Annotated in this window: 18 protein-coding genes; 11 read left to right on the top strand and 7 right to left on the bottom strand. The window is 63.4% G+C overall.

Features of this window, described 5'->3' with window-relative positions; all coding sequences use genetic code 11:
* Positions 1–128: 128 nt before the first annotated feature.
* A complete protein-coding gene (gene ispD / locus ACIX9_RS05435) occupies positions 129–863 on the top strand; it encodes a 2-C-methyl-D-erythritol 4-phosphate cytidylyltransferase (RefSeq protein WP_013579474.1) in 735 nt (244 codons plus the stop codon).
* The gene (gene ispF, locus ACIX9_RS05430; protein ID WP_013579473.1) at positions 860–1474 is read left to right on the top strand and encodes a 2-C-methyl-D-erythritol 2,4-cyclodiphosphate synthase; all 615 of its coding nucleotides are present in this window, start codon (positions 860–862) and stop codon (positions 1472–1474) included. Before ispD ends, ispF begins: the two co-directional genes overlap by 4 nt.
* A gap of 105 nt (positions 1475–1579) precedes the next feature.
* Here ispF and ACIX9_RS05425 read toward each other — a convergent pair whose 3' ends face one another.
* Positions 1580–2458, bottom strand: a complete 879-nt coding sequence (locus ACIX9_RS05425) for an aldo/keto reductase family oxidoreductase (protein ID WP_013579472.1) — start codon at positions 2456–2458, stop codon at positions 1580–1582.
* A gap of 81 nt (positions 2459–2539) precedes the next feature.
* Here ACIX9_RS05425 and ACIX9_RS05420 point away from each other — a divergent pair, with 81 nt between their 5' ends.
* The 7 genes from ACIX9_RS05420 (at position 2540) to ACIX9_RS05390 (ending at position 8671) form a co-directional block, all read left to right on the top strand.
* Positions 2540–3172: a TetR/AcrR family transcriptional regulator gene (locus tag ACIX9_RS05420; RefSeq protein ID WP_013579471.1), complete on the top strand. Its 633-nt coding sequence runs from the start codon at positions 2540–2542 to the stop codon at positions 3170–3172.
* A gap of 131 nt (positions 3173–3303) precedes the next feature.
* The gene (locus tag ACIX9_RS05415) at positions 3304–3753 is read left to right on the top strand and encodes a MarR family winged helix-turn-helix transcriptional regulator (RefSeq protein ID WP_013579470.1); all 450 of its coding nucleotides are present in this window, start codon (positions 3304–3306) and stop codon (positions 3751–3753) included.
* Positions 3750–5009 carry an MFS transporter gene (locus ACIX9_RS05410; RefSeq protein ID WP_013579469.1) on the top strand — a complete coding sequence of 420 codons (1260 nt, stop codon included), beginning with the start codon at positions 3750–3752 and terminating at the stop codon, positions 5007–5009. Before ACIX9_RS05415 ends, ACIX9_RS05410 begins: the two co-directional genes overlap by 4 nt.
* A gap of 121 nt (positions 5010–5130) precedes the next feature.
* Positions 5131–5439, top strand: coding sequence for a hypothetical protein (locus ACIX9_RS05405; protein WP_013579468.1), 309 nt, complete (start codon positions 5131–5133; stop codon positions 5437–5439).
* Positions 5440–5548: 109 nt separating this feature from the next.
* Positions 5549–6193, top strand: coding sequence for an isochorismatase family cysteine hydrolase (locus tag ACIX9_RS05400; RefSeq protein WP_232298791.1), 645 nt, complete (start codon positions 5549–5551; stop codon positions 6191–6193).
* A 253-nt stretch (positions 6194–6446) separates the two neighbouring features.
* A complete protein-coding gene (gene fdhA, locus ACIX9_RS05395) occupies positions 6447–7637 on the top strand; it encodes a formaldehyde dehydrogenase, glutathione-independent (RefSeq protein WP_041597452.1) in 1191 nt (396 codons plus the stop codon).
* Between the two features lie 116 nt (positions 7638–7753).
* Positions 7754–8671 carry a bestrophin family protein gene (locus tag ACIX9_RS05390; RefSeq protein WP_013579465.1) on the top strand — a complete coding sequence of 306 codons (918 nt, stop codon included), beginning with the start codon at positions 7754–7756 and terminating at the stop codon, positions 8669–8671.
* Positions 8672–8769: 98 nt separating this feature from the next.
* Here ACIX9_RS05390 and ACIX9_RS05385 read toward each other — a convergent pair whose 3' ends face one another.
* From ACIX9_RS05385 to ACIX9_RS05360, 6 genes are read right to left on the bottom strand one after another with little or no spacing between them, the layout of a single operon-like run.
* Positions 8770–13599, bottom strand: coding sequence for an Lhr family helicase (locus ACIX9_RS05385; protein WP_013579464.1), 4830 nt, complete (start codon positions 13597–13599; stop codon positions 8770–8772).
* A 54-nt stretch (positions 13600–13653) separates the two neighbouring features.
* Entirely contained in the window at positions 13654–14481 is an 828-nt protein-coding gene (locus ACIX9_RS05380) for a CheR family methyltransferase (protein ID WP_013579463.1), read from the bottom strand.
* Positions 14471–15145: a CheB methylesterase domain-containing protein gene (locus tag ACIX9_RS05375; RefSeq protein ID WP_013579462.1), complete on the bottom strand. Its 675-nt coding sequence runs from the start codon at positions 15143–15145 to the stop codon at positions 14471–14473. Before ACIX9_RS05375 ends, ACIX9_RS05380 begins: the two co-directional genes overlap by 11 nt.
* Entirely contained in the window at positions 15142–15516 is a 375-nt protein-coding gene (locus tag ACIX9_RS05370) for a response regulator (protein ID WP_013579461.1), read from the bottom strand. The genes ACIX9_RS05375 and ACIX9_RS05370 overlap by 4 nt, the downstream gene beginning before the upstream one ends.
* On the bottom strand, positions 15504–16001 hold the full coding sequence (locus tag ACIX9_RS05365; RefSeq protein ID WP_013579460.1) for a chemotaxis protein CheW: 498 nt from the start codon (positions 15999–16001) through the stop codon (positions 15504–15506). The genes ACIX9_RS05370 and ACIX9_RS05365 overlap by 13 nt, the downstream gene beginning before the upstream one ends.
* Positions 15998–18079: a chemotaxis protein CheA gene (locus ACIX9_RS05360; RefSeq protein WP_157477332.1), complete on the bottom strand. Its 2082-nt coding sequence runs from the start codon at positions 18077–18079 to the stop codon at positions 15998–16000. Before ACIX9_RS05360 ends, ACIX9_RS05365 begins: the two co-directional genes overlap by 4 nt.
* A 107-nt stretch (positions 18080–18186) precedes the next feature.
* Here ACIX9_RS05360 and ACIX9_RS05355 point away from each other — a divergent pair, with 107 nt between their 5' ends.
* Together ACIX9_RS05355 and ACIX9_RS05350 are read left to right on the top strand one after the other, a co-directional pair.
* A complete protein-coding gene (locus tag ACIX9_RS05355; RefSeq protein ID WP_013579458.1) occupies positions 18187–18609 on the top strand; it encodes a cytidine deaminase in 423 nt (140 codons plus the stop codon).
* A 39-nt stretch (positions 18610–18648) separates the two neighbouring features.
* Positions 18649–20004, top strand: a complete 1356-nt coding sequence (locus ACIX9_RS05350; protein WP_013579457.1) for a thymidine phosphorylase — start codon at positions 18649–18651, stop codon at positions 20002–20004.
* The last annotated feature ends 35 nt before the right edge of the window (positions 20005–20039 follow it).

Genomic DNA, 20039 nt, shown 5'->3' with positions numbered 1-20039 from the left:
TCTGGACCAGCCGCAGCCTCATCAACACCCAAACCCCTACACCAAAGCCCATTAAAGCCGGCCCCATGGCCTGATACCTGGGCCCTAAGCCCTGGTCCCCGATCTCCCCTTGGTATACTCCATCAGCTATGCAAGTCTTCGTAATCCTCCCCGCAGCCGGTATCGGCACACGCATGTCCTCCGGTGGCGATAAGCCCGCAGCCGCCAAGCAGTTCGTCACCATCGCCGGCGTCCCGGTCCTCGTCCACTCGCTCCGAGCCTTTCTCGCCGTCGATTCCGTCGCCCAGATCCTCGTCGCCGTCCGAGCTCCAGAGGTTGAGCGCGTCACCGAGCTCATCCACCGCTTCTCCCTGGACGCCAAGGTAAAGGTGGTCGAAGGCGGCGAGCACCGCCAGGGCTCCGTAGCCAACGCCCTCGCCACCCTCGACTGCGCCCCCGACGATATCGTCCTCGTCCACGACGCCGTCCGCCCCCTCATCGAGCCCGCCACCATCGAGCGCACCATCGAGGCCATCGCCAAATACGGCGCAGCCATCGTCGGCATGCCCGCCGTGGACACCATCAAGCAGGTCGAGCGCACCGCCGACGGCGCAATCGTCTCCTCCACCATCCCACGCGAGCGCGTCGTCCACGCCCAGACCCCCCAGGGCGCACGCTTCCACCTCCTCAAAAAAGCCTTCGACGAAGCCGAAGGCGACGAGTTCTCCGGCACCGACGAGTCCAGCCTCCTCGAGCGCTCCAACGTCCAGGTCCACGTCGTCCCAGGCTCCGCACGCAACTTCAAGATCACCCAACCCGGCGACCTCGAACTAGCTGAGTTCTACCTCGCCCACACCGACATCAAGACCGGAGGCACCCGATGAGCATGCGCATAGGCTTCGGCTTCGACTCGCACTCCTTCAAGGCAGGCGTCCCCCTCGTCATCGGCGGCCTTGAGATCGACCACACCGAAGGCCTCGCCGGCCACTCGGACGGCGACGTCCTCCTCCACGCCATCACCGACGCCCTCCTCGGCGCAGTCTCCGCCGGCGACATCGGCACCTTCTTCCCCCCCAGCGACCCCCGCTGGAAGGGCGCAGCCTCCAGCCTCTTCCTCCGCACTGCGCTTGAAGAGATCCACTCCGCCGGCTACAAGATCGTCAACGTGGACACCGTCCTCGTCATGATGCGCCCCAAGATCGTCCCCATCGCCAACGAGCTCCGCGAGCGCGTAGCCGAACTCCTGGAGATCAAACCAGGCGAGGTCGGCATCAAGGCCAAAACCCCTGAAGGCCTCAATCAGGACGGAGTCGCAGTAGCCTACGCCACCGTCCTGCTCGAAAGCCTCGCCAGCGGCGAGGGCTCCAGCAAGATGGCCGCCACCGCCGACATAGAAGACGTCAACGAAGTAGTAGAAAGCCTCGTAGTCGGAGTCCGCGACACCTCCGCCCTAGGCCGCAAGGTCCCCGCCTTCGACACCGACGACCTCACGTAAGAGAGGGCCAAAGGCCCGGCACATAACAGCCTAGGCCGAAGGCCTAGGTAAGACCACCCAAAATCTCAAGGGCTGAAGGCCCGGCACATAGTGCCGGGCACACCTTTATTTCGCCGCCCCAATCCCATCCAACTCCGCGATCATCTCCTCCGGCAGCGCAATCTCCGCAGCCTCGAGATTCTCCCGCAGATGCCCAATCGACGAAGTCCCCGGAATCAACAACACATTCGCCGACCGTTGCAGCAGCCACGCCAGCGCCACCTGCATCGGAGTAGCCTTCAGCTTCGCCGCCGCGCCATCCAGCTCGGAGGCCTGCAGCGGAGTGAATCCGCCCAGCGGGAAGAACGGCACATACGGTATCCCCTGCTTCGCCAGCAGGTCGATCAAAGCATCGTCCTTACGATCAGCCAGGTTGTACTGATTCTGCACGCACACCACCGGGGCGATCGTCTGCGCCTCCGCCACCTGCTCCGCGGTCACATTGCTCAGCCCCAGGTGCTTGATCAACCCCTGCTGCTGCAGCTCCGCAAGCACGCTGAAGGGCTCCGCAATCGACCCCGGCTCAGGCCCCGTCCGGCCCCACGCCCGAAAGTTCACCACATCCATCGCATCCAACCCCAGGTTCCGCAGGTTGTCATGCAATCCATCAATCAATTCCTGCCGCGAGTTCGCCGCATTCCAGCTCGCGTCGTCCCCGCGCTTCGCCCCCAGCTTCGACACGATCACCAATCCATCCTTGTAAGGATGCAGCGCCTCCTTGATGATCTGGTTCGTCACATGCGGCCCATAGAAATCGCTCGTGTCGATGTGATCCACCCCATCCTCGATCGCCTCGCGCAGCACCCCCACAGCCGCAGCCCGATCCTTCGGCGGTCCCCAAACATGTGGACCCGCAAGTTGCATCGCGCCATAGCCCATGCGCTTCACCGTCATCGTCGTTCCCGGAAACGTAAAGCTCCCGCCCAAACTCAATCGATTCGTCATCTCGTCATCCCTCTCGTCTCTGCAGGCCTCTCGGCCGTACCTGTGGTTAGATGAAGAAAGCTTCAGGTTAGGAGTTCGCATTTGCCACGCACCCCGGATACCATCTTTGAACCCCGTAAATCGCCCGTGCAGGCCCGTTCTGCAGCCAGCGTCGACGCCATCCTTCAAGCCACCATTCAGGTTTTACTCTCTCTCGGCAAGGACCGTCTCACCACCACCCGCGTAGCCCAACGCGCCGGCGTCTCCGTCGGAACACTTTACCAGTACTTCCCGAACAAAAGTTCCCTCCTCCAGGCCGCCCTCCGCAACCACCTGGAAGACGTCACCAGCTCCGTCGAGCAGGCGAGCCTTCAACAAAGAGGCCAGCCCCTCGCCCAGCAGATCTCCGCGCTCATCACTGCCTTTCTCGCCGCCAAGATGCGTCACCCCAAAACCAGCGTAGCCCTCTACGCCGTCAGCTCAGACCTTGACGCCGCAAAGATCGTCCGCCAGATCGGCGACCGCTCCAACAAGGCCATCGTCGCCATGCTGGAGTCCTCCTCGGACCGCCTCACCTCCGACCCCCAACTCGTCGCGCTGATGCTCCAGGGCGCCATGAACGGCGTGAGTCGCCGCCTCCTCGAAACCCCGTCCCCGGAGAAGCGCATCGACGCCCTCCGCGCCGAACTCATCTTCTTCGCCACCTCCTACCTCAAAGCCTGCTCCACAACCTGACAAGCCACGACTGGGTGCCCCATGTCCCGCCTCTGGGACATGGGTTTCCACGCTGGTCCGACTGCTTGCACACAACAAGCGATAAACAGCAAAACTTGCAAGCCTACCTGTCTATTTTGTAGAATCGCTTCATGAGCAGCAAAGCACCCGGCAAAGCCTTTGACCGAGACATCGCCGAGTTCACCCAATCCATCGGTCTCCTCGTCCGCCGTTCGCGAGCCGCGGCCGCCTCCCACGAGCTCTCCTGGACCGAAGCCCGAGTCCTCAATCGCCTCGCCAAAGACGGTCCCGCCACGACAGCGGATCTCGCCCGTGTCGAAGGCATGCGCCCGCAGTCCATGCGCCCCATCATCGCAACCCTCGAACAGGGCGGCATGATCGCCCGCCAGCCCCACCCCACCGACGGCCGCCAGGTCAACCTCGTCCTCACCAGGAAGGGTGAAGCCACCCAAAAGAGTGTGCGCGAGGCGAAACGCACCTGGATCACCCACGCCATCGCGCAGCTCGACAAACAGGACCAGCAGACGCTCTTCGCGGCCGGCAGGATCATAGAGCGCCTGCTTGAAAGCAACCAGCCATGAGCTCCTTCTCCCACGCCTGGCGAGCCCTTCGCCACCGAAACTTCCAGCTCTTCTTCTTCGGCCAGAGCATCTCCGTCATCGGCACCTGGATGACCCGGCTCGCCACCACCTGGCTCGTCTATCACCTCACCCACTCGGCCCTGCTGCTCGGCGTCGTCACCTTCTCCGGCCAGATTGTCTCCTTCCTCCTCGGCCCCTTCGCCGGCGTCTGGGTAGAGCGCTTTGAGCGCCGCCAGCTTCTCATCTGGACCCAGGCCGCCGCCGGCATCCAATCCTTCGCCCTCGCCGCCCTCACCCTCGCCCACATCATCACCCTCCCGGAGATCATCGCCCTCACCGCCCTCCAGGGCGTCATCAACGCCTTCGACATGCCCGGCCGCCAGTCCTTCCTCGTCCAGATGGTGGAAGACCGCAACGACCTCAGCAACGCCATCGCCATCAACTCCTCCATGGCCAACGGCGCACGGCTCATAGGCCCCGCCATCGCCGGCGTCATCGTCGCCGTCTACGGGGAAGGCACCTGCTTCCTCATCGACGGCCTCAGCTACTTCGCCGTCATTGCCTCACTCCTCCTCATGCACATCAAGCCCCTCAACCTCTCTCGCAGCAAGGCCACCATGTGGGAGCAGATGCGAGAAGGCTGGGACTACGTCAGCACCTTCCGCCCCATCCGCACCATCCTTCTGCTCTTCGCGCTCATCAGCCTCCTCGGCTACTCCTGGTCCGTCCTGCTCCCGCTCTTCGCCGCCCAGGTCCTGCACGGCGGAGCAGCCACCCTCGGCTGGCTCATGGGAGCATCAGGAGTAGGCGCACTCACCTCAGCCCTCTCGCTCGCCTTCCGCAAGACAGTCGTTGGCCTCACCCGCATGTTGCAGGTCGCCTCCGCCATGCTTGGAGTGGCCCTCATCCTCTTCGGCCTCTCCCACACCTTCTGGCTCTCGATGGTCCTCATCGCACTAGTCGGCTTCGGCATGCTCCAGGCCGCCTCCGTCAGCAACACCGTCATCCAGTCCCTCGTCCCGGAAGACAAGCGTGTCCGTGCGATGAGCTACTACACCATGGCCTTCTTCGGCGCGTCGCCCTTCGGCAGCCTCTTCGCCGGAGCCCTCGCCGACCGCATCGGCGCACCCCACACCGTCATGATCACCGGAGCCCTCTGCCTCGCAGCCTCCCTCTGGTTCACCTTTGAACTCCCCAAGATCCGAGCCATCATCCGCCCCATCTACCAGCAGATGGGCCTCATCCCCGCCACATAACCCTGATCCCCATCCTCAAGACTGGGTGCCCCACATCTCGATTCTGAGATGTGGGTCTCAATCCACCTGGACCCTCGACCAATCACCACACCATCCGCACCCCCAACCAAAAGAGGCACTCATGAACTCACATCACTACCTAGCCGCCTTTTTCGCCGGCCTCTTCCTCGCCAACGCCGTCCCTCACTACGTCGCAGGAATCTCCGGCAACCGCTTCCCCACCCCCTTCGCCAAGCCACCCGGCAAAGGACTCTCCTCGGCCCCCATCAACACCGTATGGGCCCTCGCCAACCTAGTCGCCGGCTTCCTGCTCTTCCGCGTAGCAGCAATCACCATGGGCGACACCACAACACTCCTCGTCTTCTTCACCGGAATCGCAGCCATCAGCATCCAGCTCAGCATGCACTTCACCCACAAGCACGCCGCCTGAGCCCGTCCTTCATAGGTAGGCACGCGTTACAGGCAGGTGCACGTCATAGGTGGGTACGCGTGTAAGAAGAGCCGTCATTCTGGCGAAGCCAGAACCTCAGTATTGGTATTTGCAGTTGCAGTTGCAGTTGCAGTTGCAGTTGCAGTTGCAGTTGCAGTTGCTTGTAGAGCTGTACACACCCTGGACACAAAGGACCGCCATGCCCCTCACCCAACTAGACCCACACGCCGCCCTCATCGTCATCGACCTCCAAAAAGGCATCGTCGCTTACCCCCTCGCGCACCCCGCGGAAGACATCATCTCCAGGTCAGCCGCCTTAGCCCAAGCCTTCCGCACCCGAAATCTCCCCGTAGTCCTCGTCAACGTGACCGCCGCAGCCCGCGGCCGCACCGACATGGGCCCACGCAACCTGGCCTTCCCTGAAGGCTGGGACCAGCTGATCCCGGAACTCAACCAGCAGCCCACCGACATCCTCATCACCAAGCAGCGCATAGGAGCCTTCATCGGCACCAACCTCCACGCTGAACTCCAGCAGCGCGGCATCACCCAACTCTTCCTCACCGGCATCGCCACCGGTTCAGGCGTAGAAGCCACCGCCCGCAGCGCCCACGACCACGGTTACCACGTCGTCCTCATCACAGACGCCATGACCGACCGCACCCTCGAAACCCACACTTACAGCGCAGAAAAGCTCTTCCCCAAACTAGGTGAAACCACCACCACCGAAGAAGTCCTCAAGCGCCTCGAAGCGTAACGAAAATCGCCACACCAATCGCGAGAACGACACTGCGCTTCACTTACGAGAGAGGACCTTAACCCCCTCTCACATAAGTGGTTGCGCCGCAGCTTCGACGAGCAGCCGAGGCAAACGTAAAGACGGCATAGGTCCATACCACCTTTCAATGGCATCTTAACCAATGGGTCTCGGCAGCGCCCAGGCAGATCGTGCCCGCTCCCGTTACATCGTTGGACCCCACAACGCACTTGAATCGGATAAGGACTGTGCAATGGCTGAAAATCGTGGTGTCGTTTACTTAGGACAGAACAAGGTGGAAGTGCAGTCAATCGACTTCCCCAAGATGCAGAACCCCGCCGGAAAGAAGATCGGACACGCCGTCATCCTCAAGGTGGTCTCCACCAACATCTGTGGATCGGACCAGCACATGGTGCGCGGACGCACCACAGCACCCACCGGAATGGTCCTCGGCCATGAGATCACCGGCGAGGTCATCGAGCTCGGCTCAGACGTCGAATACATCAAGAAGGGTGACCTAGTCACCGTGCCCTTCAACGTAGCCTGCGGACGTTGCCGCACCTGCCGCATGCAGGAGACAGGCGTCTGCCTCAACGTCAATCCCGGCCGCGCCGGCGGTGCCTTCGGCTACGTCGACATGGGCGGCTGGGTCGGCGGTCAGGCCGAGTACGTCATGGTCCCCTACGCCGACTTCAACCTCATCCCCTTCCCTGACAAAGACCAGGCCATGTCCAAGATCAAGGACCTCACCATGCTCTCGGACATCCTGCCCACCGGCTTCCACGGAGCCGTCAATGCAGGCGTAGGCGTAGGCTCCATCGTCTACGTAGCCGGCGCAGGTCCAGTCGGTCTCGCAGCAGCAGCCTCCGCACACGTACTCGGTGCCGCAGTCGTCATGATCGGCGATATGAACAAGGAGCGCCTCGCCCACGCGGAGAGCATGGGCTATGTGCCCCTCGACCTCACCACCAGCGACAACCTCACCGATCTCATCGAAAAAGCCATCGGCCAGCGTGAAGTCGATGCCTCCATCGACGCCGTAGGCTTTGAAGCCCGCGCCCAGGGCAAGGACGGCGCAGAGGCTCCCGCAACCGTCCTCAACTCCCTCATGACCGTAACCCGGGCCGCCGGTTCCATCGGCATCCCCGGCCTCTACGTCACGGAAGACCCCGGCGCACATGATGATGCCAGCAAGACCGGCAACCTGAAGATGCGCTTCGGCCTCGGCTGGGCAAAGTCGCACCGCTTCTACACCGGCCAGACCCCGGTCCTCAAGTACAACCGCCAACTGATGCAAGCCATCCTCTACGACCGCCTGCCCATCGGAAAGATCGTCAACGCCACCGTCATCCCCCTCAGCGAAGCAGCCAAGGGATACGCGGACTTTGACAAGGGCGCAGCCAAGAAGTTCGTACTGGACCCCCACGGCCTGCTCGGAGCATAACTCTTCACGGAAAACAACGAGGGTTCAGCCAACTGGCTGGACCCTCTTCGTTTCTAGGCATCCGCAAAGAGGCTCGCCGACTCCTCCTTGCGTAAACTGGCACCAGAGGCTCATCCATGATCGTCCGCCCGCGCCCCAAAGCCTGGGAGCTCCCCTTCATCATCCGCCAGTCGATCCTGCCCCGCGTCGCCCCGCAGATCATCGCCGTAGCCCTCTTCTCCTGCGTCGTCATCTGGATTGAGCGCCGCTTCCCCGCCCCCTTCCACACCTGGACCGTAGCCCCCTTCACCCTCCTCGGAACCGCCCTCTCCATCTTCCTCGGCTTCCGCAACAACTCCTGTTACGACCGCTGGTGGGAGGCCCGACGCCAGCTCGGCGCACTCATGGGTGAGACCCGCTCCTTCGCCCGAACCCTCCTCACCCTCCCTTCCCTCAGCAGCATCCCGGTAGATCAAGCCCGCCGCCAGCGAGCCATCCGCGGCCTCATCGCCTACACCTACGCCCTCATGGCCTTCCTCCGCGGAATCCCCATCCCAGCACAGGTCGCCCGATACGGAGCCGAACCCGCTCCAGGTCTCCGCAGCATCCCCGACGCAATCCTTCGCACCATCGCCGCCGAGTACGGCGCTATGCTCGCCGCCTCTGAGATCGACACCCAGATCTACCGCGACCTCGACGACCGCCTTCTCGCCGTCACCGCCATCCAGGCCTCCTGCGAGCGCATCCGCTCCACCCCCACCCCTTTCGCTTACACCCTCATCCTCCACCGCACCGCCTACGTCTTCTGCTTCCTGCTCCCCTTCAGCCTCGTCACCACCCTCGGCTACGCCACCCCCTTCTTCTGCGCCGCCGTCGCCTACGCCTTCTTCGGCCTGGACGCGCTCGGGGATGAAATGGAAGAGCCCTTCGGCACTCACATCAACGCTCTCCCACTCGACGCACTCGCCCGCATCATCGAGATCAGCCTCCTCGAAGCTCTCGGCGAAACCACCCTCCCGGACCCCATCGCACCCGTGAATTTCGTCCTCACATAGCCCTCAAATAAAGTGCGGCCCATGATCCGCCCAGAGCCGGAAGTCCAGACTTAACCCACCTCTTTTGAAGACTTTGGATACTTTTACTCCGGTAGGGATCAAGGGGTCGATTTCGGCAGCGCAGGCAAAATCCGCCGCACATTGAACCCCATCGGCGCAGCCATAAACCCCGCCTCCAGGAGCGCCCTCGCAGCCCAATGCTCATGCACCGAAGTCCCGTTGAGGCTGGTAATCAGCATCCCCGCATCATGCGAGTGCGCCCGCGCCACCAGAAACTCCCCCAGCGCCTTCGCACTCTGCGTCCGCTGCGGCTCCTCCTCCGGCAGGAACACCTGCAGGTTAGGATTCCCCCGCCGCATATACGCCAGCAGAGCCCCATCGCACAGGATCACCCTCGCCCCTGCACTCCGCTGCAGGCTAACCCCCTCACCCGCAGCCGGCCACCGCAGCAGCGCCCCGTAAGGGTTGGCTGGGTCGGTCGCCGCCAACTGCACCATCTCCGCCTTCTCCCCATCGCGCACTACTCGCAGCGACCTCAGCAGATCCACCGCCGCCGGCATGGCGAACTGCGTAGCCCCCAGGTCGGCCGCAAAGTACCCCCGCCGGAGCTTCCCACTCTCCTCCATCACCTTCAGCACGTCGTACACCGCCGAGAACCCCCCAGGCAGCCCCTCCGCATGAGCCGTCTCCCGAAACACCACCCCATACCGCCCCAGCAACTGCTGCGCCACAGCATGACTCCACTCCGTCCCGTTCCTGCCCTCCTCGAACGCCACAGCATTGAGCGACCAACGCCCCTGCGCCGTAGGAGGAGTCGTCCGCCGAGACCGAAATCCAACCTGGTTATGCACCCGCCGGGCAGGCTTGGACGAAGCCGCAGGCCGCTCACAGTAAGCCCGCAACGCATGAACAGCATCATTGGTCAGCAGCCCTCGCCACACCAGGTTCCAGATAGCCTCAATCGTCTCCCCCGGATACCCCCCACCCGTACCATCATGCAACTGCTGAAAGAACGAAGCCCCATTCGCCTTCAGGTACTCCACAACCTTCCCCTCCCGCTCAGCAGTTGGCGAACTGTCTGATCCCTGACCCCTGTCCCCTGATCCCTGCTCCGGCCGAACAGGCCAGAGCAACGGCAGCTTCTCCGCCAGATAAAGCGCCACCCGCCCATCCCTCTCCCCAATCGCATCCAGCCCACACCACACCACCTCCCCAGCAGCCACCAGCGTATCCAAATCCGCAGGCTTATACCCCAGTATCCGAGCCGGCAGAACCTCCGTCTCCAGCACCGAAGCGGGGATAGGTGCCCCCTGCAAATTCTCAATCACATCCAGCAGCGCATCGAGCCCCCGCCGCGGTTGCACCACCCCCTGCCACCGCGTAAACAACCGAGCCAGCGTAGCCTGCTCAACCGGCTCAACCTCCTTCCGCAGCTTGGCGAGCGACTTCCGCCGAATCGCCCGCAGCACCTCATGGTCACACCACTCCCGGTGCGTCCCCCCCGGCCTGAACCCACCCTCAACAATCCGCCCCAAGCCCACAAGCCTGTTGAGCACCCCCTCCGCTGTCTCGAGCGCAAGCCCAAACCGCTTCGCCACCTCAGCAGTCGTAAACGGCCCATGCGTCCGCCCATACCGCCGCAGCAGGTCGAGCGTCGCATCCGGCACCGCCACCTGAAAAGCCGACGGCAACCCCGGAGGCAGCGGCACCCCCAGCGCATCCCGGTACCGCCCCGCATCCTCCACCGCAATCAGCCTCTTCTCGCCCCCAATCCCCACCTCTAAAACCCGAATCGCCTTCCGCAACCGCTCCACCGTCAGCGCAATCTCAGGCGAAACGCACCGCACCAGCAACTCCGCCCGCGATAGATCCCCCAGCTTCAGCAGCAGATCATGCACCCCATCCATCGACCGAGCCCTATACGTCTCCGCCAGGCACTGAAGCTGCTCTTCCGTCTCCTCGATAGCCCCCAGATCCAGCAACTCCCGAAGGTCCGCATCCCCCATCAACTCCCTGAGCTGATCCTGGTCGATCGAAAGCGCCTGCGCCCGTCTCTCCGCCAGCGGAGCATCCCCGTCATAGATGTAATTCGCCACATAACTAAACAGCAGCGCCGCAGCAAACGGCGAAGGCGTCCGCGAATCAGCCGTATGCACCCGCAGCGACCGATTCCCAATCGCCCGCAGGATCTCCATCAGCGCAGGCATATCGAACACATCCCGCAAGCACTCGCGATAAGCCTCCAACAGTATGGGAAACGAAGCATACCGAGAAGCCACACTCAGCAGGTCATAAGCTCGCTTCCTCTGCTGCCACAGCGGAGTCCGTCCATCCGCCCGACGCCTCGGCAACAGCAGCGCACGTGAAGCCGACTCCCGAAACTTAGCCGCAAACAGCGCCGTAGACCCAAGCTGCCGCAGCACCAGCTCCGCAGCCTCCTCCGGCTCCATCATCAGGTGGTCGATCGTCGGCGGCGTATCCGACTCCGGAAACCGCAGCACGAACCCATCCTCGGACCACATCGTCTCCACCTCAGGCCCGCCATTCGCGCGTATCCGAGCCGTCACCGCCATCGCCCACGGCGCATGGATCTTGCTCCCAAACGGCGTCAGGCAGCACATCCGCCAATCGCCCAGCTCATCCCTCACTCGCTCGATCACGATGTTCCGGTCATCCGGCACCACCTCCGTCGCAAGCTCCTGATCCGCCAGATACCGCATCACGTTCTCGGCCGCCTGCGGGTCCAGATCGTGGTCCGCAGTCAACGTCGTAATCGCCACACTCCGCGGCGTCTCCCGCAGCCCCCTCACCAGCGCACCGATCCTCCGCCCGAACTCCAGCGGCCTGCCCGCCTGATCCCCATGCCAGAACGGCATCTTCCCCGGATCACCCGGTGCCGGACTCACCAGCACACGGTCATGCGTAATCTCCTCTACCCTCCACGTCGAAGCCCCCAGAATGAACGTATCGCCCGTCCTCTGCTCGAACACCATCTCCTCATCCAGCTCACCCACCCGTATAGGCTTCCCCGACGCAGTCCCAGCCAGGAACACCCCATACAGCCCCCGGTCAGGAATCGTCCCGCCATTCAGAATCGCAATCTTCTTCACGCCCTGCCGCGGCGTCAGCCAGTTCCTCTGCCGATCCCACGTAATCCTAGGCCGCAGCTCCGCAAACTCATCGCTCGGATACCTGCCCGCCAACATATCCAGCACGCCATCAAAAACGGCCTGCGTCAGCCCCGCAAAGTTCGCGCAAGACCTCACCAGCCCCAGCAGCTCGTCATACGAGATGCCCGTAGCCTCTTCCTCCTCCGTCACCTCCACCAGCGGAGCTTTCTTGCCTTTCTTCAACGGAGGCAGCTCTGCGGGAGGACGAGCGATGATCGCCACCATCTGCTGCGCCAGCACATCCAGCGGGTTCCGCAGAAACCGCGTCGACTCTACATGCCCCTCATGCATCGCCCGAGTCACCGCCGCACAAGCCACCAAATCCGCCCGATACTTCGGAAAAATAATCCCGTTCGAGGGCTGCCCAACCTGATGCCCCGCCCGCCCAATCCTCTGCATCCCACTCGCCACACTCGGCGGTGCCTCAATCTGGATCACCAGGTCGATCGCCCCCATATCGATCCCCAGTTCCAGCGACGAGGTACACACCAGCGCCTTGATCTTGCCCGCCTTCAGCAGCTCTTCAATCTCCGTCCTCTGCGCCGCCGCCAGCGATCCATGATGCGCCCGGGCAAGCGGCTCGCCTGCCAGATCATTGATCGCCCCTGCCAGCCTCTCCGCCACCCGCCGGGCATTCACGAAGATCAGCGTAGAGGTCCGCCCGCGAATAATCTCCAGCAACCGCGGATGAATCGACTGCCAGATCGAAGTCCGCTTAGGCCCTTGCGAAGCCGGCCCACTCGGCTGCTCCTGGATCTCTCCCAGCTTCGCCATATCCTCAACCGGCACCTCCACCCGCAGGTCCAGCACCTTCCGCGCACCCGCATTCACAATCGTCACCGGCCTGAAACGAGGCCCACCCGTACTCGCCTCCACCTCATCCCGAGCCACCTCCATCAAAGCCTGGGGCACTTCGCCTTCAATATTGGCAACCAAACTGGGTGCCCCATGTCCCGATTCTGGGACGTGGGTTACAACCATCTCCGCTCCCCCCAGAAACCTCGCCACCTCCTCCAGCGGCCTCTGCGTAGCACTCAACCCAATCCGCTGGATCTTCCGCCCCGTCCCACCCTGCGCCACCAGAGCCTCCAGCCGCTCCAGCGACAGCGCCATATGCGCCCCCCGCTTACTAGGCACCAGCGCATGAATCTCATCCACAATCACCGTCTCAACGGTCCTGAGCTGTTCCGCAGCCGCACTCGTCAGCATCAGGTACAAAGACTCCGGCGTGGTAATTAGAATCTCCCCCGGATGCCGATTGAACCTCGCCCGATCCTTCGCCGGCGTATCCCCCGTCCGCACGCTGATCTCCGGCAGATGCACCGGCACACCCTCGCGCCTGGCAAAGTTCGCAATCCCCGCCAGCGGCGATCTCAGATTCCGTTCAACGTCCGCAGCCAGAGCCTTCAGCGGCGAAAGATAAACCACCCTGCACCCACGCTCCACCCCGGCGCTGACATCCCGCAGCATCAACTTATCCAGGCACCAGAGAAACGCGGTCAGAGTCTTACCCGTCCCAGTCGGAGCCAGGATCAGCGTCGATTCCCCCCGAGCAATCGCAGGCCACCCTTCAATCTGCGGAGCCGTAGGCCCGTCAAACACCTCACGAAACCACCGCGCAGTCACCGGATGAAACAGCGCCAGCGCAGCATCCGCCCCACTCACCTCAGCCACAGCCTCCGCAGCCGTGGCGAGCTTCTTCCCCACCTTCTTCACTGCCGCCTTCGCCGCCTTCTTCGTCCCAACTGCCGCCATCATCCGCCCGCCCTATGCAGCATACGATGCACACAGCGCACACAGCAGCCCTCACGGCTAAGACGTTGCCACAGGACGATAAAAATAGCACTCCGAAGCAAACTCCACACCAAACAGCTCAGTCGAGTCCTCCGCCTGCTCCGCATTCCCCAGCAGCAGATACCCCCCCGGCGTCATCTGCCGGTACACCCCCTCAAACACCGCACTGCGCCCAGCCGAGGGAAAGTAAAGCAGCACATTCCGCAGCAGCACCAGGTCGAACACCGGCAGCTTCAGCAGTGGCGCACACAGGTTCACGCACTTGAACTCGCACATCGCCCTGATCTTTTCGCTGATCTGCCACTCGTCCCCCTGCCGCTCAAAGTACTTCACCAGCATCCGCGCCGGCAGCCCCCGATTCACCTCCAGCCGCCGATACCGCCCCGCCTCCGCATAGTCCACCACCTGCCGCGAGATATCCGTCCCCACAATCCTCACATCCCATCGCCCCAGCTCCGGAAAGTGCTCGCACAGCAGCATCGCCAGGCTGTAAGCCTCCTGCCCGGTCGAGCTCGCCGCGCTCCAGATCCGCAGCCTCCGTTCGCCTTCCTTCTGTTCGATCAGCCTCGGCAAGATCTCCGTCCGCAGCGCCTCAAACGGCCTCGCATCCCGGAAGAAGCTCGTCTCATTGATCGTCATCGCCTCCGCCACCGCCTGGTGCAATTGCGTCGTCCGGTCGACCCGCAGCATCCCCACCAGCGCCTCCAGGTTCGCCGCTCCCGCCATCCGCGCAATCGGCGTCAGCTTCGTATCGAACAGCGCATTCCGTGATGGCTCAATCAGGTTCGCCGACTGCGTCAGCACCACATCCCTCAAAAATTTGTAGTCCAATTCGCTAACTGCCATAAAACCTCTCCTGCCGGCGCTCGACCGATACGACCGACGCCTCTTCCTGTCCTTGACCCACAACCCGCTTCATCAGACCCGCAGCCAACTCGTCCAGCCCCAGCGCAGCCTCTGCCAGTCCCGCCTGCATCACCCGCCCCGGCATCCCCCACACTGCGGAGCTCGCCTCATCCTGCACCAGCACCCTCCCACCCGCATGTCGCACCGCACGCGCACCCTCCAGCCCATCCGCGCCCATGCCCGTCATCACCACCGCAACCGTCCCTGCGCCCACCACCTCAGCCGCAGACCGAAACAGATAGTCCACAGAGGACCTGCAGGAGTTCAACATCGCCTGCTGGTGCAGCGACACCGTAAGCCCATTGAATCCACGCGCAATCTCCATATGCGCATCCCCCGGCGTAATCCAGATCGTCCCCGCCTTCACCTCAACGCCACCGCTCGCCTCCCGCACCCGCAGAGGACAAAGCCGGTCCAGCCTCTCCGCCAGCGAGCCTGTAAACAGCCTCGGCATATGCTGCACCACCAACACCGGCGCAGGAAAATCCTTCGGCAGACCCGGAAGCATCACCTCCAGCGCAGAAGGCCCGCCAGTCGATACGCCAATCACCACGATCTCCAAAGCACCCGGAGTCTTCCTCCCATCTCCCGCCGAGATCTTCATGAAGCCGCCTCAAACCCCAGCAGCAGCAGCTTCTCCTTCAGGCTCTGCGGCGTAAACGGCTTCATCAGGAACTCGTCCGCCCCATACTCCAGCGCTTCGTTGATGAAGTGGTGATCCGCCTCCGTAGTCACCATCATGATCTTCATCGGTTCGCACAGCCCCGTCTCCTTCAGCCGCTTCAGGCACTCCAGCCCGTTCATCTTCGGCATGTTCAGGTCGATCAGCATCAGCTCAAACTTCCCGTCCGTCATCAACACCGCCAGCGCATCCACGCCGTTCCCCGCCTCCGTGCACACCGCTCCCATCTTCTGCAGCAGTTGCTTCGTATACTCCCGGATAAAATTCGAGTCATCCACAATCAAAGTCCGCATCCCGCCTCCCTCTCTTCATCCCAAATCAAACCCGAATCCCGCAGCCGCACCGGCCACAACCGGCTCACATCCAACCGCACCATCAACCCCGCATCCACCCGGAACGCCCCATCGAACACCGCCCTGCTCCGCGCATCCAGCGTCGCAGGATTCGCCACTTCACTCTCCACCCTGAACATCGCAACCCCTCCCACCTCATCCACCATCAGCCCAAACCGTCCATCCTCGTTCTTCGCCCCCACACCTCCATCGATCACCATCACAAACCCGTCGCCCTCCGCATCCTCCAGCCCCAGCACCGCCCGCAAACTCACCGTCGTCAGCACCTCTCCGCGATACGGCACCACACCGCCCAAGAACTTCGGCGCTAACGGAACCCGCTGCACCGGCCGTCGCCCCAGCACCTCGCACACCTGGCGCGTATCGATCCCGAACGCCCGCTCCCCGGCATACACGCAGCAAAGCGAAACCTCCTCCTCACTCACGCCACGTTCCTCCCAAACTCCCTCAACCCCCGCATCTCCAGCAGTCCATCCGGCACCAGCCCGGCCTTATCCTCATGCACCGAGGCCAGGCGCCCCTTCACCAATACCAGCCCCGGCTCGCCCCCAGGCACAGGCTCACCCCGCGTCACATCCAGCACCCTTGCCACCACCAGCCCATATCGCCTGCCCGACCCATCCGGCCTCCGGCATACCAGCACCGTCGCCATCTCCCCGTCCCTCAATCCACCTTCATCCTCCAGGCCCATCAAATCCCCGCGATACTGCATCACCGCCCGCCCGCCGATGTACTCCACCTCCGCCACCCGGATGCGCTCAATCCTCTCCACCAGCCCCAGCGGCATCGCCCCACGCTCCATCCGCCCTTGGACCACCTGCTCAAACACCAGGAACTCGGCCATCGGCATCGCCTCGGCCACCGCCGCCAAAGTAACCTTGCCCATCCCTTTCACGCCGGCCCTCACCGCCACCGCTCCCACATCCAGAATCATCGCCAGCATCCCGTTCCCCAGCACCGTGGCTCCTGAGAACAACCCCACATCCCGCAGCACCGCAGAGAGCGGTTTCACCACAATCTCCTCCGGCGTCGTCAACTCATCCACCGCCAACCCGTACCGGCGTCCATCCGTCTCCAGCACCGCGACATAGAACCCATGCGCCTGCCTCTGCTGCGGCACCCGCATCACCTCATCCAACCAAACCAGCGGCAGCAACTCATCTCGCAGCCGATAGAGCTGCGCCCCGCCCATCCGCTCGATCCCCCTCGCCGCCTGCATGCTAGACACATACACCAGCTCCATCACCGCACTCTGCGGCAAGCACAGGCTCTGCCCCCCACTCCGCACCACCAGCGCCGGCACAATCGCCAGCGTCAACGGCACGCGCATCCTCAGCACCGTCCCCCACCCCTCACGCGACTCCACCTCCACCGTCCCGCCCGCCTTCTCCACATTCGCCCGCACCACATCCATCCCCACCCCCCGCCCCGAAACGGTCGTAACCTCCGCCGCCGTAGAAAACCCCGGCAGAAAGATCAACTGCAGCGCATCCTCGTCCCCCATCCCCGCAACCTGTTCTTCACTGATCAGCCCCCGCTCCAAAGCCTTCCCAATCAACCTCCGCCGGCACATCCCCGCCCCATCGTCAGAGAGTTCGATCACCACCGCCCCACCCTCTTGGTAAGCCTCCAGCCGGATAACCCCCTCCGCCGCCTTACCCGCCGCCACCCGCTCCGCCGGCCCTTCGATCCCGTGATCCACCGCATTCCTCACCGCATGGGTCAGCGGGTCCTTGATCGCCTCCAGCAAGCTCTTGTCCAGCCCCGTCTCCAACCCCGCAAACTCGATCCGCACCTTCTTCCCACACGTCCTCCCCAGCTCCCGCACCAGCCGTGAGAACTTCCCGAACACATGCCCCACCGGCTGCATCCGAGCCCGCATCACAGACTCCCGCAGCTCCGCCGTCACAGAATCCAGCCGCCGAGCCAGCACCCCAAACCCCTCACCCTCGCATGGCCTCTGCACAATCTGGTTCCGAGTCAGCACCAACTCCCCCACCAGATTCATCATCCGGTCGAGCACCTCAACATCAACCCGCAACGTCTTCTCCGCCGCCCCAAACACCTCCACCCCTCGCCGCGCACCCACCCCTTCCGCCGCAGCCCCACTCTCATTCAGCGCCGTCAACTCCGCAATCAGCACCAAATCCCCATCCGCACCCTCAGCCCCGGTCGCCTCGATCAGCCCCAGAATCTCCCTCAGCCCATCCAGCAACCGCAGCAGCCCGCTGATCAGTTCCTCATCCGCCCTCACCCGCCCATCGCGCAAGGACCCCAGCAGCGTCTCCCCCGCATGAGCCAGCCGCTCCAGCCGCCCAAACCCCAGGAACCCCACCGTCCCCTTGATGTTATGCACCGCCCTGAAGATCTCCCCCACCAGCTCCCCATCCCCCGGCCTCACCTCCAGCTCCGTCAGGCACAACTCCATCCGGTCGAGCCCCTCCCGGCTCTCCGCCAGAAACTCCCCAATCAATTCCTCTCCGGCACTCAGAAGCTCGTCCATATCTCCTGTATCGACCCCGCCCATCACTCCATCAGTTCCATCCTGATTCCCACCCATTACCTCCGCTTGTCTTCCCCCGCGCAAGCTTCTACTCTCGTCAGACACCCATGACGCCCACAGAACTAGCCCCAACCCAGCTCGCCGAACTCACCCGCCACGCCGAAGCCGTAGCCTCGAACGCCTACGCGCCCTATAGCAACTTCCAGGTTGGCGCAGCCCTCCTGCTTGAATCGGGAGAGATCGTCACCGGCTGCAACGTAGAAAACGCCTCCTACCGCCTCACCTCTTGTGCCGAGCAGGCCGCCATCGCCGCCGCCGTCGCCACCCACGGCCCCGCCATCCGCATCCGAGCCGTCGTCGTCGTCAACCTCAACGGAGCCGCCTGCTCTCCCTGCGGAGCCTGCCGCCAGACCCTGGCTGAGTTCGCCGCCCCTGGAACCACCATCGTCTTCCCCACAGAAACCGGCACCACCACCTGCACCATGGCAGACCTACTCCCCAACGCCTTCACCCAATCCTCCCTGATCTAAAGCTCTAACTGATCCCTGACAGCTGTTCCAAAGGAACCCATGATCCACCCTCTCGACGTCATCATCCACAAACGCGACGGCCTCACCCTCACCCCCGAAGAGATCCAAGCCGTCATCACCGCCGTCGTCACCGGCAAAGGCATCACCGAAGCCCAGATCGCCGCCTTCCTCATGGCCGTCTTCCAGCGCGGCCTCAACACCGACGAACTCGCCGCCCTCACCAAAGCCATGCGTTACTCCGGCGAGACCTTCGACGCCTCCCCCCTCCAAACCTTCACCATCGACAAGCACTCCACCGGCGGTGTAGGCGACAAGACCTCCCTCCTCATCGCCCCCATCCTCGCCGCCGCCGGCCTCGCCCATCCCACCCCCCACGACACCCCAGGCATCTGCGTCCCCATGATCAGCGGCCGCTCCCTCGGTCACACCGGCGGAACTCTCGACAAGCTCGAAACCATCCCCGGCTTCAACACCCAGCTCTCCCTCACCCGCTTCCTCGAAGTCCTCCGCACCTGCGGCGCATCCCTCATCGGCCAGACCCCCACCATCGTCCCCGCCGACCGCATCCTCTACGCCCTCCGCGACCACACCGGCACCGTCGAAAGCCCATACCTCATCACCGCCAGCATCATGAGCAAGAAGCTCGCAGAAGACCTCAAGGCCCTCGTCCTCGACGTCAAAACCGGCAGCGGTGCCTTCATGAAGAAGTACGAAGACGCCAAGTTCCTCGCCAAGCTCATGGTAGAAACCGGCGAAGCCTCCGGCACCCGCACCGTAGCCCTCCTCACCACCATGGACGAGCCCCTCGGCCGCTACTCCGGCAACTGGATTGAAGTCCTTGAGTGCGTCGACATCATGCAGGGCCGCCGCCACCCCATGTCCGCCGACCTCATCGAGCTCTCCAACATCCTCTCCGGCTGGATGATCTATCTCGCCGGCGGAGCCGAAACCCCAGAAGCCGGAGCCCGCATCTCCGACCACATCCTCGCCACCGGCAAAGCCTACGAGGCCTGGCTCAGAATCGTAGAAGCCCACGGCGGCGACACCGCCATCTTCACCCACCCCGAAACCTTCCACAAACCCCTGGCCACGCGCATCCTCACCGCAGAAACCACCGGCTACCTCTCCACCATCGACTGCACCGAAGCCGGCTGGGCCGTCCAGCGTCTCGGAGCCGGCCGCACCAAACCCGGAGACCCCGTAAGCGCCCACGCCGGCCTGGAAGTGCACGCCAAACTAGGCCAAAAAGTAGAAGCCGGCCAACCCCTCCTAACCCTCTTCGCCGAAGAAGAATCCCTCCTAGCCGAACCCCACGAAATGCTCCGCGCCACCTACCGCATCACCCCCGAAAAACCCACCCTAAACCCCCTCATCCGCGAGATCATTCAACGCTGATCCGCTCCGTAGTCGCTGTTGCCTCTTTTGTTGTC

This window comes from Granulicella tundricola MP5ACTX9, assembly GCF_000178975.2.
Lineage (GTDB): Bacteria > Acidobacteriota > Terriglobia > Terriglobales > Acidobacteriaceae > Edaphobacter > Edaphobacter tundricola.
Note: the sequence above shows the minus strand (reverse complement) of the source record. Positions and strands in the feature narration are given on the sequence as shown.